General features: G+C 34.1%; 15 protein-coding genes. 12 read left to right on the plus strand and 3 right to left on the minus strand.

Going from position 1 to position 16,112, the window contains the following annotated elements; genetic code table 11:
- Positions 1 to 37 precede the first annotated feature (37 nt).
- Positions 38 to 1,981 (plus strand): heavy metal translocating P-type ATPase, encoded by a 1,944-nt coding sequence (locus BN863_RS06080; RefSeq protein ID WP_038528558.1) that lies wholly within the window; start codon positions 38 to 40, stop codon positions 1,979 to 1,981.
- Positions 1,982 to 2,117: 136 nt separating this feature from the next.
- Complete coding sequence (locus tag BN863_RS06085; RefSeq protein WP_038528560.1) at positions 2,118 to 3,065, plus strand: NAD(P)H-dependent flavin oxidoreductase; 948 nt, start codon at positions 2,118 to 2,120, stop codon at positions 3,063 to 3,065.
- Here the strand turns inward: BN863_RS06085 and BN863_RS06090 are convergent.
- Complete coding sequence (locus tag BN863_RS06090) at positions 3,062 to 3,646, minus strand: GNAT family N-acetyltransferase (RefSeq protein WP_038528563.1); 585 nt, start codon at positions 3,644 to 3,646, stop codon at positions 3,062 to 3,064. The two genes, BN863_RS06085 and BN863_RS06090, sit on opposite strands and share 4 nt — an antisense overlap.
- Before the next feature lie 64 nt (positions 3,647 to 3,710).
- Here BN863_RS06090 and BN863_RS06095 point away from each other — a divergent pair, with 64 nt between their 5' ends.
- From BN863_RS06095 to BN863_RS06110, 4 genes are all read left to right on the plus strand, one after another.
- Positions 3,711 to 4,136 (plus strand): PaaI family thioesterase, encoded by a 426-nt coding sequence (locus tag BN863_RS06095; protein ID WP_038528566.1) that lies wholly within the window; start codon positions 3,711 to 3,713, stop codon positions 4,134 to 4,136.
- Positions 4,137 to 5,258: a chorismate-binding protein gene (locus BN863_RS06100; RefSeq protein ID WP_038528568.1), complete on the plus strand. Its 1,122-nt coding sequence runs from the start codon at positions 4,137 to 4,139 to the stop codon at positions 5,256 to 5,258.
- A 106-nt stretch (positions 5,259 to 5,364) separates the two neighbouring features.
- Positions 5,365 to 7,122 carry a 2-succinyl-5-enolpyruvyl-6-hydroxy-3-cyclohexene-1-carboxylate synthase gene (menD, locus tag BN863_RS06105; protein WP_038528571.1) on the plus strand — a complete coding sequence of 586 codons (1,758 nt, stop codon included), beginning with the start codon at positions 5,365 to 5,367 and terminating at the stop codon, positions 7,120 to 7,122.
- Positions 7,123 to 7,183: 61 nt separating this feature from the next.
- On the plus strand, positions 7,184 to 8,017 hold the full coding sequence (locus BN863_RS06110; RefSeq protein ID WP_038528573.1) for a CvfB family protein: 834 nt from the start codon (positions 7,184 to 7,186) through the stop codon (positions 8,015 to 8,017).
- A gap of 77 nt (positions 8,018 to 8,094) precedes the next feature.
- Here BN863_RS06110 and BN863_RS06115 read toward each other — a convergent pair whose 3' ends face one another.
- The gene (locus BN863_RS06115) at positions 8,095 to 9,210 is read right to left on the minus strand and encodes a C1 family peptidase (RefSeq protein ID WP_038528576.1); all 1,116 of its coding nucleotides are present in this window, start codon (positions 9,208 to 9,210) and stop codon (positions 8,095 to 8,097) included.
- 52 nt (positions 9,211 to 9,262) lie between these two features.
- On the opposite strand from BN863_RS06115, the gene BN863_RS06120 reads away from it, so the two are divergent.
- The 3 genes from BN863_RS06120 (at position 9,263) to BN863_RS06130 (ending at position 11,896) form a co-directional block, all read left to right on the plus strand.
- Complete coding sequence (locus tag BN863_RS06120; RefSeq protein ID WP_038528579.1) at positions 9,263 to 10,102, plus strand: 1,4-dihydroxy-2-naphthoyl-CoA synthase; 840 nt, start codon at positions 9,263 to 9,265, stop codon at positions 10,100 to 10,102.
- Between the two features lie 9 nt (positions 10,103 to 10,111).
- The gene (menA, locus tag BN863_RS06125) at positions 10,112 to 11,014 is read left to right on the plus strand and encodes a 1,4-dihydroxy-2-naphthoate octaprenyltransferase (protein ID WP_038528582.1); all 903 of its coding nucleotides are present in this window, start codon (positions 10,112 to 10,114) and stop codon (positions 11,012 to 11,014) included.
- Between the two features lie 204 nt (positions 11,015 to 11,218).
- A complete protein-coding gene (locus tag BN863_RS06130) occupies positions 11,219 to 11,896 on the plus strand; it encodes a metal-dependent hydrolase (protein ID WP_038528585.1) in 678 nt (225 codons plus the stop codon).
- Positions 11,897 to 11,983: 87 nt separating this feature from the next.
- Here the strand turns inward: BN863_RS06130 and BN863_RS06135 are convergent, their stop codons facing one another.
- Positions 11,984 to 12,889, minus strand: coding sequence for a sterol desaturase family protein (locus tag BN863_RS06135; protein ID WP_038528587.1), 906 nt, complete (start codon positions 12,887 to 12,889; stop codon positions 11,984 to 11,986).
- Positions 12,890 to 12,947: 58 nt separating this feature from the next.
- On the opposite strand from BN863_RS06135, the gene BN863_RS06140 reads away from it, so the two are divergent.
- From BN863_RS06140 to BN863_RS06150, 3 genes are read left to right on the plus strand one after another with little or no spacing between them, the layout of a single operon-like run.
- Entirely contained in the window at positions 12,948 to 13,985 is a 1,038-nt protein-coding gene (locus BN863_RS06140; RefSeq protein WP_038528589.1) for an o-succinylbenzoate synthase, read from the plus strand.
- Positions 13,986 to 13,994: 9 nt separating this feature from the next.
- A complete protein-coding gene (locus BN863_RS06145; protein ID WP_038528592.1) occupies positions 13,995 to 14,969 on the plus strand; it encodes a CPBP family intramembrane glutamic endopeptidase in 975 nt (324 codons plus the stop codon).
- Positions 14,970 to 14,991: 22 nt separating this feature from the next.
- Positions 14,992 to 16,071 carry an AMP-binding protein gene (locus BN863_RS06150; protein WP_038528595.1) on the plus strand — a complete coding sequence of 360 codons (1,080 nt, stop codon included), beginning with the start codon at positions 14,992 to 14,994 and terminating at the stop codon, positions 16,069 to 16,071.
- The last annotated feature ends 41 nt before the right edge of the window (positions 16,072 to 16,112 follow it).

Consider the following 16,112-nt stretch of genomic DNA (forward strand, 5'->3'; position numbering starts at 1 on the left):
GAAGTATTAGTAAGTACACATATAAAACGATTTAAAGATGAGTAATATAAATAAAGAGACTAATCCAGATACAGGAAATTGCTGTAGTCAAGGGCATTGCCATGAAGAAAATCAGAATGAATCCTCAAAAATTAAAGCGTATGTTCCAGCTATAATTAGTTTTAGTTTACTAATGTCTGGTATCGCTCTTGATTATTTTGAGGTTTCATTTTTCAAGAATCCAATCCGACTTATTTGGTATATCATCGCTTATATTCCTGTAGGGTTTCCTGTGATGAAAGCAGGTTGGGGAAGTATTAAACAAGGTGATTTTTTTACTGAATTTTTATTAATGTCCATTGCAACATTAGGCGCTTTTATTTTAGGAGAGTATCCAGAAGGTGTAGCCGTGATGTTATTTTATGCCGTAGGAGAACTGTTTCAATCGGCAGCTGTAAATAAGGCAAAAGGTAACATTAAAGCTTTATTAGATATGCGGGCTAAAGAGGCAAATGTGTTTAGAAATGGTTCAATAATAACGGTTAATCCGGAGACTGTAAAAATAGGTGAAAAGATAGAAGTTAGAGTTGGTGAGAAAATTCCGCTAGACGGAAAGTTATTATCTCAAAAAGCATCCTTAAATACTGCCGCTTTAACGGGCGAAAGTAAACCTAGCACACTTGAAAAAGGAAAAGAGGTGTATGCGGGAAGCATCAATTTAGAAGGTGTAATTGAGGTTGAGGTCACCAAAGATTTTAACGATAGTTCTATTTCTAGAATTTTAGATTTGGTTCAGAATGCCACGGCGAGAAAATCGAAAACGGAATTGTTTATTCGAAAATTCGCTAGGATTTATACGCCAATCGTAGTGTTTTTAGCTATCGGAATAACGGTGTTGCCGTACTTCGTTGTCTCGGATTATGTATTTAGAGATTGGTTGTATCGTGCGTTAATTTTCTTAGTGATTTCGTGTCCGTGTGCGTTGGTGATTTCTATTCCGTTAGGGTATTTCGGCGGATTGGGAGCAGCCTCTAAACATGGAATTTTATTTAAAGGCGCTTCACTTCTAGATGCTATGAATAAGATTAACACCTTGGTAGTAGATAAAACAGGAACGTTTACTAAAGGTGTTTTTAAAATAAAATCTATCACTACTACACAATGGGAAGAATCGGAGTTGATGGATTATGTAAAAGCGGTTGAAGCGAAGTCGACGCATCCTATAGCACAAGCGATTCTAAACTATGAATCTAAAGGGAATTATAGTGCTGAAGCCGTTTCAGAACTTGCTGGACAAGGTTTACAAGCAACAGTAAACGACAAAACGGTATTGGTAGGAAATGCAAGGTTAATGGAAGCACACCATGTTAACATTCCTAAGGAAACCGAAGCTGTTGTAGAGTCTATTGTTTTAGTGGCTATCGATAATGTGTTTGCTGGCTATATTATAATTGCCGACGAATTGAAAGCAGATGCCAAAGCCACAATTACGAGATTACGTGCTGTGGGGATTTCAAAAATTAGAATGTTATCTGGAGACAAAGATAGTATTACACAACAAGTCGCTTCAGAATTAGACATTACAGAAGCAAGAGGAGGTTTATTGCCTGAAGATAAATTAAACGATGTAGAAGCACTTAAGAAAACTATTGGTGTAAACATTGCTTTTGTTGGCGATGGTATTAATGATGCACCTGTTTTAGCAGCTAGTGATATAGGTATTGCCATGGGAGGATTAGGAAGTGATGTGGCTATAGAAACAGCAGATGTTATTATACAAACAGACGAACCTTCTAAAATTGTTACAGCTATTAAAATAAGTCGGTCTACCCGTGCTATTGTCTGGCAAAATATTGTCTTAGCTTTTGGTGTGAAATTAATCGTAATGATTTTAGGTGCCGGCGGATTAGCAACCATGTGGGAAGCGGTATTTGCCGATGTTGGTGTAGCGTTGTTAGCCATATTAAACGCTGTACGATTACAGCGTATGACTTGGGATTAAGGTTTCTTTTTAAAGCGATAGATAATTTATAACCAATATCCATACACAAGTGATTATGAGTTACTAATTCTATATTAAAAATTATGCATGCATAATAAAAATGATTTATATTTGTTAGAACCGATAGACATAAATTATGCAAACAAAACTTACTGAACTACTAGAAATTACGCATCCTATTATTCAAGCTCCCATGTTTTTAGTCTCTAATGTGGCTATGGTAAAAGCAGGTATGGAGAGTGGAATTGCAGGATGTATTCCAGCTTTAAATTATAGAACATTAGCTGAGTTAAAATCGGCTATACACGAATTAAAAGCAGCAAAAGTAAAGGGTGGTGCATTCGGATTTAATTTAATCGTGAATAAATCTAATATTAAGTATAAAGACCAGTTAGAAGTATTGTGTAAAGAAGGATGTGATTTTATTATTACATCTTTAGGAAGTCCAGAAGAAACTATTAAAAAAGCCCATGAAGTGGGTATTAAAGTATTCTGCGATGTCACCGATTTAAAGTTTGCTAAAAAAGTAGAAGCACTCGGGGCAGATGCCATTATTGCGGTTAACAATCAGGCAGGAGGACACCGTGGCGAATTATCGCCGCGAGCATTAATTCAAGAACTGACATTAAACTGTAATATTCCAGTAATATCTGCGGGAGGCGTTGGGAAAAAAGAAGATGTAGATAGCATGATTACATTTGGTGCAGATGGTGTGTCTGTGGGAAGTCCGTTTATTGCTTCAGTAGAAGCCGGAGTTACAGAAGAATATAAACAAGCCTGTGTAGATTACGGAGCCAAAGACATTGTGATGACAGAACGTATTTCTGGAACGCCATGTACAGTTATAAACACACCTTATGTTCAGAAAACAGGAACCACACAACCTTGGTACGAAAAGCTTCTGAATAAAAACAAAAGCCTTAAAAAGTGGGTGAAGATGATGCGCTTTGCTATTGGTATGAAAGCGACAGAAAAAGCTGCAAAAGAAGTGACTTATAAAACCGTTTGGGTGGCGGGACCAAGCATAGAGTATACGAAGTCTATTTTACCTGTAAAAGACATTGTCTCTAAATTAGTAAACTAATCAGCTGCTTTAAAATCTTTAAATACCGTGGTTTTTAAAACGTCCCATTCGGCTTTCAATATTCCATAAATACAAGTGTTTCGTTTGTAGCCATCAAGTAAATATAGATTTTGTCTTAAAATTCCTTCTAAAGTTCCTCCTATACTTTCTATAGCCTTTCTAGAACGGATGTTGCGCTCGTCGACCTTAAATTCTACTCTTTCGTATTCCAGGTGTTCAAAAGCATATTGTAACATTAAAAATTTCATATGGGCATTAAGACCGGTGCCATGAAATTCATACCCAATCCAGGTCGAGCCAATGTCTAAAACTTTTTGTTTCGCATTTATATTCATAAACCGTGTGCAACCCGCATATGCATTTTTCGATTTGTCGAATACCAAAAACGGGATACAAGTTTTATGGTAGTAACCATCTACAGCCGTTTTTACATAATCTCTTAAGGCTTCAGGTGTTGAAATATGCGATGGAGAATATTGTACCAAATCGTCCTGAGACGCAATAGATGTTACGTACTTATAATTACTTAAGCCTAAAAGCGTGAGTTTTACACGACTATCTTCTAATTGTTGAATGTTCATAAAGCGTATGAATTTATCTGAAACTCGTTTTGTACTTTTGTATATCTAAAAATATATGTTTTATATGAAACCAACTAAAGACCATGTGCTTAAATTAGCTAATGCTGCATGTAAAAATACACTAATGGAAACATTAGAAATTGAAATTGTAGATTATACTGAAGATTCTTTAGTAGCTAGAATGCCTGTGACTTCAAAAGTACATCAGCCAGATGGTGTGTTGCATGGCGGTGCAACGGCTGCTTTAGCCGAAAGCGTTGGAAGTTTCGCATCTCATATTTTTTTAGACACAAACGAATTTTTTGTCCGTGGTTTAGAAATTACTGCCAATCATTTAAAAAGTGTAAAGTCGGGTTATATTTATGCTACGGCAACTTTTATTCATAAAGGAAGAACAACGCAACTTATAGATATTCGTGTAACAGACGAGGACAATAATTTAATCTCCTTATGTAAATTATCAACCATTACTTTACCTAAAAAGCAGTAAATGCATCACGATGATTTTTTCGAAAGTCTTAACGCCCAGTTTCAAGACGCCTTACCATTTGTAGCTTATAGAACACCGAATGAAAATCAGGTGAATGCCGTATTTCAACACGATGATACGTTATATGAAACCAAAGATTTGTCGGAATCTGGATTTGTATTTGCACCCTTCGATGATGCTTCAAAAATGGTATTAATGCCTTTAGCAGCATCAGATTTAGAATGTTGTGATGCCTTTGAAGGTACAGCATCAGAACAAGTTAATTCTGAATTAGTATCAACCTCAAATCAGAAGATAGCGTATATTGAAACTATAAAGAAAGCAATTTCAGCTATAGCGCAAACCGATTTAAAGAAAGTGGTTCTATCTAGACCTGATTATGTGACTAAAGACAATTTAGAGGTTTTTGAAGTTTTTAAACGTTTACTAGCGACTTATAAAACGGCATTTGTGTATTGTTGGTATCATCCAAAAATCGGACTTTGGCTAGGGGCAACTCCAGAGACTTTATTGAAAATTGAAGGCCAACGCATGTCGACTATGGCATTGGCGGGAACTCAGGTCTATAAAGGAACTACAGAGGTAAGTTGGGGAACTAAAGAAGCACAAGAACAACAATTTGTAACCGATTATATCGTATCTAATTTAGACGCTGAGGTCGAACACGTTTCAACTTCAGAACGAAGAACTGTTAGAGCAGGAGGGTTATTGCATTTGCAGACTCAAATTTCGGCACGATTAGGGAAAGACTATTCTGGATTATTACACATAGTACGCGCATTGCATCCGACGCCTGCCGTTTGTGGTTTACCTAAAGCAGAGGCTAAGGCTTTTATACTTGAACATGAAGGTTATAATCGTGAGTATTACAGCGGATTTATGGGCGAGTTACATTTTAAAAAGCGACAAACACGGAATACCAATCGTAGAAATGTAGAAAATAATGTGTATGCAACTGTAAAAACAGTAAGCAATTTATATGTCAATTTGCGTTGTATGCAGGTACTGCCAAGTAAGATTGCTTTGTATGTTGGAGGTGGCATTACTAAAGATTCTAATCCGGAAGCAGAATGGGAGGAAACCGTTAGTAAAACGTCAACCATGAAAAAAGTGCTTTTTTAATTGCACTTAATACATGTAAATATTCTGACTTAAAAAGATAGAAGTTCGTCGTGTTTAAATTTAAGAATGCTTAATTTTACAGCTGATAGATTATAATTAATGTTCCATGATATATTCAGCGATTCCGCTCGCACAAACAGTAATTCAACTGTGTAAAGCAAAACAAATAAAACATATTGTAATATCTCCAGGAAGCAGAAATGCGCCTTTAACTATTGGATTTACACACGACCCATTTTTTACATGTTATAGTATCGTAGACGAGCGTTGTGCAGCATTTTTTGCATTAGGAATTGCACAACAATTAAAAAAACCTGTAGCCGTTGCTTGTACTTCAGGAAGTGCATTGTTAAATTATTATCCTGCGATTTCCGAAGCGTTCTATAGTAATATTCCGTTGGTTGTATTATCTGCAGACCGCCCTAAGCATATGATTGGTATTGGTGACGGACAAACCATCAATCAGCCAAATGTGTTTAAGAATCATATTTTATATTCAGCCAATTTAAAATTAGACGTGAAAGAGGAGCATAATCGCTTTTCTTCAGAACCATTTCCTGTTTTTAAAACACTGGAGCATAAATTAGAGCATGTGTTGAATCTTCAAAATCATGCTCAAAATAGCAATGAAACGGAGATAAATTCAGCATTAAATATTGCGAAGGCACAACAAGGTCCTGTTCATATTAATATTCCTTTTGATGAACCGCTTTATAATCGCGTAGAAACCTTATCGGTAAATCCAGAGGTGATTGCTATTGAAGAAGAATCGTTAGAATTAGATTTCGAAACCATAGAATTTTGTGCCGACGATTGGAATGCGGCTGAACGTAAATTAGTACTTGTTGGTGTTAATGGTCCGAATGAAATTGAACAGAAATATTTGGATGTTTTAGCTGAAGATGATAGTGTTATTGTGCTTACAGAAACCACATCGAATGTGCATCATGAAGCTTTTTTTCCGAGTATCGATAAATTAATAACGCCTTTAACGGAAGGTGAATTTAAAGCACTTCAACCAGATATTTTACTTACCATTGGAGGTTTAATTGTTTCTAAACGTGTAAAAGCCTTCCTTAGAACGTATAAACCAAAACAGCATTGGCATGTTGGTCAAACTAAAGCGAACGATACATTTTTTAGCTTAAATAAACATATTAAAACCACACCCAACCAGTTTTTAAGTCAGCTAACTATCCGAATAACTGTAGTAGAAAGCGATTATAAAACATATTGGAATCGGGTTAAAGAATATAGAGAATTAAAGCATGATGCCTATTTAGCCGATATGTTGTATAGCGATTTTAAAGTTTTTGATGTGCTGATAAAAACATTAAGACCAAAATCGGTGTTACAACTAGGAAATAGTTCTACCATTAGATATGCGCAGCTATTTAATTTGCCGGCAGATGTTGAGGTCTTTTGTAATCGTGGTACAAGCGGTATAGATGGTAGTACATCTACAGCCATAGGTTGTGCAGTTGTTACCCCAAAGCCAACGACCTTAATTTCTGGTGACCTTAGTTTTTTATACGATAGCAATGCGTTATGGAATAATTATATTCCTTCAAATTTTAGAATAATAGTCATTAATAATGAAGGTGGTGGAATTTTCAGAATTCTTCCAGGACATAAAAACACCGAAAATTTCGATTGTTTCTTTGAAACCAAACATCATTTAACGGCTAAACACTTGGCAGAGATGTATAAATTTGAGTATCAATCAGCGTCAAATGAATATGAATTGGTATCGGAATTAAATACATTTTATTCAGAATCAAAATCGCCTAAACTTTTAGAAATTTTTACACCCTCAACCATAAACGATAGCATTTTAATCGATTATTTTAAAGCTTTAAAATAGTTGCATATTGTCGACTCAGTTTTATTACACATACAAACACTAATATTATTACCTTTGCGCCATGATACATTTAGGAGAATACAACACATTAACCATTTTACGCGATACCGAACCGGGATTGTTTTTAGGAGACGACGAGAATAACGATGTCTTATTACCAAACCGTTATGTCCCAGAATCTTTTGAGATTGGAGACGATATCGAGGTTTTTGTGTACTTAGATAATGAAGAGCGTATTATTGCGACTACCGATAAACCTTATATTAAAAAAGGAGACTTTGCTTTATTGAGATGTAATCAAGCGAACGACTTTGGAGCATTTTTAGATTGGGGATTAGTAAAGGAATTATTTTGCCCGTTTAAAGAACAAGCCTATAAAATGAAAAAAGGAGGTTGGTATTTGGTTTATTGTTTCGAAGATGAGGTAAGTAATCGTTTGGTGGCATCTAGTAAAACCAATCATTTTTTAAGCAATAAAGAACTGACTGTTCAGGCTTTCGATGAGGTGGACTTAATTGTTTCGCATCCATCAGATATTGGAATGAATGTAATTGTGAATAAAAAGCATACCGGTTTAATTTTTAAAGATGACATTTTTCAAGATTTAAGTGTTGGTGATAGATTAAAAGGGATAGTTAAGAAAGTACGTCCTGATAATAAGTTGGATATTATGTTAGGTAAAATTGGTTACAGAAGTATCGAGCCTAATGCCGATTTAATTATGAAGGAACTTCAAGATAATAGCGGTTACCTAAATTTAACCGATAAATCTGCTCCAGAAGCTATTAAAGAAACCTTACAAATGAGTAAGAAGAACTTTAAAAAAGCTGTTGGAACACTTTACAAAAAGCGTTTAATAGAAATTAAAGACGATGGTATTTATTTAATTGAATAATTGCTGATGTTTTATAAATTAAAAAAGCCTCAAACAATTGTTTTTTGAGGCTTTTCTGTGTTTTAAACTGTATGTTTTTACAAGTTTAAGTCTTTCTTAATTGCTCGTGGTAACGCATCTTTATGAACCATAATTGAAATGGTTTTTAGTTTAAAATAAGCTTCACTCATATAAATATAACCATCGTTAGAAACGCGATCTGAATTTCCTCCCCAAGAGTTTTTTACTTTATAGTAAGTGTTTCCTTTTTGGTCTTCAACTAAACCAACAATATGCATCAAGTGGTCATCAGTAGTATCAAAATTTTCAAATTCCTGTTGACGGTATTCTGCTGAAACTTTTAATTCCTTTTCAATGGTTTTTAAAGCAGAGTTGTAATCTTTTTCATCTTTAGGCATTACAGCAATCCCGTGTTTAGAAGAAAATGTTTTTTCACTTACATCGCAATCTAATTCAATTGTAAATCCGTTTTTTAAAGCATCGTTGGTAATATCTACCAATTCGTCTAATTCTACATTATAAAAGCTTCCGTTAGAAAAGTTATCTGGAATATCTAAAATAAAAGAAGAGTTATAAGGGTGATGCGTAAAGGACGTAATACTAACGTAATTGTCAGCTTTTAATCCCGTCATAATAAGAAAAGACTGTGGTGTATAGGAAACGCCTTCGTAAGTAAATGTCTTTACGTTTTCGCCTAAGTTTTTATCTAATACTTTAGACACGTCAGATTTCCAATCGCCATCATATGTTTTCTTGTTTTTAATGTAATCATCTAGAATTGTTTTTAGTTCTCCAACTAGTTTAGAATGATCATATTTTGTCTCTTTTTTTAACAAACCTGTATATACTTCGTTCGGAACTAAACCATAAGCATCCATGCTATTAATTACATCGTGAGCTAATCCGCCTTCGCTAAATTGAGCTTTACCTTGGCGCATAACATAATTCCAAGACTTTATAGGATAGGTCTGTCTTACATTATACATTTCCGATAAATCGATATGCTTACCTGTGGTTCTCAATATTTCGCTTTCAAGAAATGAAGATGTAGAGAAGCTCCAGCATGTTCCTGTATTTCCTTGATTAATAACGTCTAATGCGCCTAAATCTATTTTAGTTTCAAATTTGTAAGCTTGTGAGAATGCTGTTGTTGTAATAGCAAGTAGTAATAAGAAAATACTATATTTTTTCATTATGAAGTAGGGGTTTGTTTAAAATGATTTATTTTTGGCTAAAATAAGAAAAATGGAGCAAGCAAATTGGGTAACTGTCAAAGAATACGACGACATTACTTATAAAAAATGCAATGGCGTTGCTAGGATTGCATTTAACAGACCAGATATTAGAAATGCGTTTAGACCAAAAACAACAAGTGAATTATACGATGCTTTTTATGATGCCAATGAAGATGTAAATATTGGTGTTGTTTTATTATCTGCCGAAGGACCATCATCTAAAGATGGTGTGTATTCTTTTTGTAGTGGAGGAGACCAAAATGCAAGAGGAAAACAAGGGTATGTTGGCGAAGATGGGTATCACCGCTTAAATATATTAGAAGTACAACGTTTAATCCGATTTATGCCAAAGGCTGTAATAGCAGTAGTTCCAGGTTGGGCTGTTGGTGGCGGACATTCGTTACATGTGGTTTGCGATTTAACATTAGCAAGTAAAGAACACGCTATTTTTAAACAAACCGATGCCGATGTTACCAGTTTCGATGCGGGTTATGGTTCTGCATATTTGGCTAAAATGGTCGGTCAGAAAAAAGCACGTGAAATTTTCTTCTTAGGACGTAATTATAATGCTCAAGAAGCATTCGAGATGGGAATGGTAAATGCCGTAATACCTCATGCCGAATTAGAAGACACTGCTTATGAGTGGGCTCAAGAAATATTAGCGAAATCGCCAACGTCTATTAAAATGTTGAAATTCGCTATGAATATGACTGATGATGGCATGGTTGGGCAACAAGTATTCGCTGGTGAAGTGACGCGTTTGGCTTACATGACAGATGAAGCTAAAGAAGGTAGAAATGCTTTTCTTGAAAAACGTAAACCGAACTTCGAGAAAAAATGGATTCCATAATAGATACGTATGAGTAATTTTTCAAAATGGATTTCGGCCATGCGTTTACGCACCTTGCCGTTATCTGTTTCAGGTATTATTGTGGGTGGTTGTCTGGCTGCACGAAATGGGTTTTTTAATCCGTTAATTTTTACTTTAGCGATTCTTACAACTTTGGGTTTGCAAATATTATCAAACCTTGCAAATGATTATGGAGATGGTGTAAAAGGAACTGATAACGACGATAGAATCGGGCCTATGCGTGCGCTTCAAAGTGGAGAAGTTACACCTAAGCAAATGCTAACTGCAATCAAGTTAAATGTGGCCGTTATATTAGTATTGGCATTATTATTAATATGGGTGTCTTTTGGTTCAGAAAACTTTTTATTGTCTGTTTTCTTTTTTGTTTTAGGGGGTGCAAGTGTTGTTGCCGCTATTAAATATACCGTTGGGAGTTCGGCCTATGGTTATCATGGTTTAGGTGATTTATTTGTGTTTATATTCTTCGGATTAGTAAGTGTTATAGGTTGTTACGTATTGTTCGTTAGGCAAGTAGATGATATTACGTTTTTACCAGCAATAGCTATTGGTATGTTAAGTGCAGGGGTTTTAAATCTGAACAATATGCGCGATATTTTGTCTGATGCCAAATCAAATAAGAATACGTTAGTGGTGAAAATGGGGTCTAAAAAAGCTAAATATTATCATTATTTTTTAGTAGGAGGTGCTATGGTATTGATGCTATTATTCGGTCTAATATATTATACATCACCGTGGAATTTAATATTTCTAGTGGTTTTTATTCCGCTAATAAAACATCTCATTATTGTTTATAAAAATAATATTCCTAAAGATTTAGATTCAGAATTAAAGAAGTTGGCATTAAGTACATTTTTCTTATCGCTGTTATTGGGAATAGGACAGTTATTGTGATGTTTTTCTTCTTAAAATTGTTAAAATATTAATTTAACAGATGTTATTTAAGAATATGAAATATTATATATTTAAATAATTGATATTCAGTAGATATCAATTATAAGCTTAAATTTAGCTTCAATTTTGGGGATTGAGAAACTCAGACAAATTATTTTAATATGTCTGAGTTTTTTTTGTATTTTGATTTCAAATTATTGAAATATGAAAATCACATTTTACGGACATGCTAGTCTTGGAATAGAAGTGAACGATGTATCGATTTTAGTCGACCCTTTTATTAGTCCAAACGAAAAAGCTTCTCACATTGACATTGAAACACTTAAAGCAGATTATATTTTATTAACGCATGCGCATGAAGATCATGTTGCAGATGTTGAGGCCATTGCTAAACGCACAAATGCTGTTATTGTTTCTAATGCAGAAATTGTTACCTATTATAGTAATAAAGGATTTGAAGGTCACCCTATGAATCATGGTGGTACTTGGGATTTTGAATTTGGAATGGTTAAATACGTAAATGCTATTCATTCTTCAGGTTTTGCCGACGGTACTTATGGTGGTCAACCTGGTGGTTTTGTTATTGAAGGTGAACGAAAAAATATTTACATCGCTGGAGATACGGCGTTAACTTTCGATATGAAATTGATTCCACTTAAAACTAAATTAGATTTAGCGATTTTACCAATTGGTGATAATTTTACCATGGGAGTAGACGATGCTATTTTGGCTAGTGATTTTATTGAATGCGATAAAGTTCTAGGATATCATTTCGATACGTTTGGTTATATTGAAATAGATTACGAAGAAGCTAAACGTAAATTTTTCGATAAAGGCAAAGATTTAATGCTACTTGACATAGGAGAAAGCATAGAATTATAAAAAACGCATAAAAACTATAAAAGTTTCAATTGAATAAACAATCATTCAATTGAAACTTTTTTATTTAGAAAGATTTGATATGATAAATCAGTCTACATTTATTTTTTCTTGGTTTTTAAGCCAATCTTTACGCATCGTTTCACTAGAAACTCCTGTACCATCATGTTTCCAACCAGGAGATTTAAAAAAGTACATTAATCGGTGTTTTAGGCTTTTATGTCCAGACCATGCGTCTTTAAATAGTGCAATCCACTCATGATAAGCAATAAAAATCGGGTTATAACTTTTTATTTTAGAAGTTAATCCGTAAACTACTTTTTCATTATCTAATTCCGCTTGAAAGGTCCCGAAAAGTTTGTCCCAAATAATAAGAATTCCAGCATGATTTCTATCTAAATAAATAGGGTTACTACCATGATGTACACGATGGTGAGAAGGTGTATTCATTACTGCTTCAAACCATTTAGGCATTTTCTTAATTGTTTCGGTGTGAATCCAAAACTGATATAATAAACTTACAGCTTGCATAAACACAATCATTGCAGGATGAAACCCTACTATAGGCATCCATAACCAAAATATAAAAGAATAGAATCCGCCAGACCATGTCTGACGTAAAGCTGTGCTTAAATTGTAATGTTCGGATGAGTGATGCACAACATGCGATGCCCAAAACAAACGGCACTCATGCGAGGTCCGGTGAAACCAATAATATGAAAAATCGTCGGCAAAAAACAATAGTATAAAACTCCACCAAGTTACTGGAATGGTAAATAGCCTAAAATTATTGTATACCAAAAGCAGTGCAAAAAGCACGACTATCTTACTGAAAAACCCTAGAAAAACATTACCAAGTCCCATCGCTATAGACGCAAATGCATCCTTGGTTTTGTATGTGTGGATACTCTTTTTTGTGGTAACATATAATTCTAACAACATTGAAAGCACAAATAAAGGAATCGCAAATAGAATAATATCTGGGAATTCTGGCATGAAGATTACAGTTTAGTTATTGCCTAAATTACGAAAATATTTAACTATTTTTGATAACATGATTTCAGCAACATATCACAAATACATTTTAAACTTTAAAAACCCTAGCGGTACTTCTAGAGGTGTGCTTACCACTAAAGAAACTTGGTTTATTCATATAGAAAATCAAGGGCGAAAAGGAGTGGGCGAGTGCGGTGTTTTTAGAGGATTGTCTGCAGACGACAGACCCGATTTCGAGGAGAAATTAAAGTGGACCTGTAACAATATACATTTGGGTTTAGAAGCCTTATTAATAGCGTTAATTGAATTTCCGAGTATACAATTCGGACTTGAAATGGCGTTTAAATCTTTAGTAGGAGAAACTGCTTTTACATTGTTTCCTTCTAAATTTACTTCAGGTGAAGATGCAATACCTATAAATGGTTTAATTTGGATGGGAAGTGCAGATTTTATGAAAGCACAGATTAAAGATAAACTTGAAGCTGATTTTAATTGTATTAAAATGAAAATTGGGGCTATAGATTTTCAGACGGAAGTCGATTTACTAAAATCGATTCGGAAAGAATTCTCTGCTTCAGAAATAGAATTACGTGTCGATGCAAATGGTGCTTTTCAGCCTACTGAAGCATTAGAAAAATTAAAAATCTTATCCGATTTCAACTTACATTCTATTGAGCAACCTATAAAAGCAGGGCAAATAGAGGCTATGTCAAGTTTATGTGAGCATACACCACTGCCAATTGCTTTAGACGAGGAATTGATTGGTGTGTTTAATCAAGAACGTAAAGTAAAACTTTTAAATCTAATCAATCCGCAATATATTATTCTTAAACCTAGTTTGGTTGGCGGATTTCAAGGTAGTGATTCTTGGATTTCTCTTGCAGAAAAAAAGGCTATTGGTTGGTGGATTACTAGTGCTTTAGAAAGTAACATAGGTTTAAATGCTATTGCACAATATACGTACACTTTACAAAGTAATTTACCACAAGGTCTTGGTACGGGAGGATTATTTACTAATAATTTTGATTCGCCTTTAGAAGTAAAAGCGGGCAAACTACAGTATGTTAAAGATAAAAATTGGAACTATAATTTATAAAAATAAACGATGTATATAACTCAAGCATATAAAGGATTAACAGATTGGTGGCGATACATTGTAGGTGTTATTTTGGCATTTATTGGAATTTCCATATTTTCAGCACCACATCTTATTGCCATTAGCATGAAAACATTGCAAGGTGACGTGGATTTATCTAGAATGGACGACACCAACTACATACTTGGTTTGTTTGAGTCTAATTTGAATTTAATTTTTGTGATGTTACCCTTTTTAGGAGGGTTAATTTTCTTATTTATTGCCGTTAAGTATATTCATAAGTTATCCATTTTAAAGTTAACCACTACTCGAGCAACTATAGATTGGAAACGGGTATTCTTTTCATTTGGTTTGTGGGGAGCAATATCATCACTATTTATAATAATTGATTACACCATGTATCCAGAAAATTATTTGTATAATTTTCAATTGAATAAATTTTTAATTTTACTTGTTATTGCCTTGGTTTTAATACCGTTTCAGACCAGTTTCGAAGAATATATGTTTCGAGGGTATTTAATGCAAGGAATTGGGGTTGTTTCAAAAACGAAATGGTTACCTTTAATTTTAACTTCTGTGATTTTTGGTGGTTTGCATATTGCGAACCCAGAAGTCGAGCAATTAGGATATACTATAATGGTATATTATATAGGAACAGGACTGTTTTTGGGAGTGATGACATTAATGGATGAAGGGATGGAATTGTCGTTAGGTTTTCATGCCGCGAATAATTTTTTTACGGCCCTATTGGTAACATCAGATTGGAGTGCATTGCAAACGTATTCTGTATTTAAAGATATTTCTAATCCAGGAGAAGCCGGTTTTCTTGAAATTTTTCTTCCTGTGTTTGTCATTTTTCCAATATTACTTTTTATCTTTTCAAAGAAATATAATTGGACAGATTGGAAGGAGAAATTAACAGGTCGTGTTGTTCAGCCAATTCCTGAAACCCTTCTTAATGAAGATGAAAAGACTATTAATTAAACCACATTAAATACTATTTTTCATGATAACAGCAGTAAAAACCAAAGTACCAACATACGATAAAATTCATTTGAAATTTAAATTAAACGGCCGCTATTATGATGCTGAAGATTTAAATGAAGTTGCATATTGTTTTATAAAAGAAGGCGAGCCTCATCAAAAAACTTTAGGAGACTTTTTACAAGCCTGGTTAGACAATAATGATTATGTAGAGGTGCAAACTTCGGGGTCTATAGGTGTCCCTAAAAAAATCAAAATTAAAAAGCAAGCCATGGTTAATTCTGCGATTGCCACGGGTAATGCATTTAATTTACGTCCGGGAGATAGCCTATTACATTGTCTACCATTTAATTTTATTTCGGGTAGAATGATGTTAGTACGTGCTATGATTTTAGGTTTAGAACTAGATGTTGTACCACCACGTATAACGCCTGTTTTTGATGAAACTAAAACTTACGATTTCTCTGCAATGATTCCGCCTCAGGCTGAAAACTTATTGCCTAAACTTCATCATTTTAAATCTTTAATTATTGGAGGAGCAGCAGCCTCTCATAAATTATTAGAAGATATTCAAGGTATAGAAACACAATGTTATTCAACCTACGGAATGACAGAAACAGTGAGCCATATTGCATTTAGACCTCTTAACGGACCAAATAAAACAGATTTTTATAAGGCCATGCCAAATGTAAAGGTATCTACTAATGAAAACGATTGTTTAGTACTTGAAGCTGATTATTTATTTGACGGTGAGCTAGTAACAAATGATGTTGCGATTATGCATTCTGAAAATGAATTTAAATTAGTAGGTAGAATAGATAATGTTATTAATTCTGGTGGATTAAAGTTATTTGCAGAACAAATAGAAAAACATTTAACAGATGGTATTTCAGAACGTTTCTTTATTGCTGGACAAGCTGATGAGAAATTAGGAGAGCGCGTAATTTTAGTTATTGAAGGTGAAGAACGAGATATAAATCCAAGTATTTATAAAAACCTTAAAAAGAATGAAATCCCAAAACAGGTGTATTTTGTCGATAAATTGGTAGAGACACCAAATAGAAAAATTCAACGTAAAAAGACGTTAGAGTTACTGAAATAAATTTGTTTTAGACTAAAAATAGAAAGCCACTAATGTATGAA

The sequence above is a fragment of the Formosa agariphila KMM 3901 genome (assembly GCF_000723205.1).
Lineage (GTDB): Bacteria > Bacteroidota > Bacteroidia > Flavobacteriales > Flavobacteriaceae > Formosa > Formosa agariphila.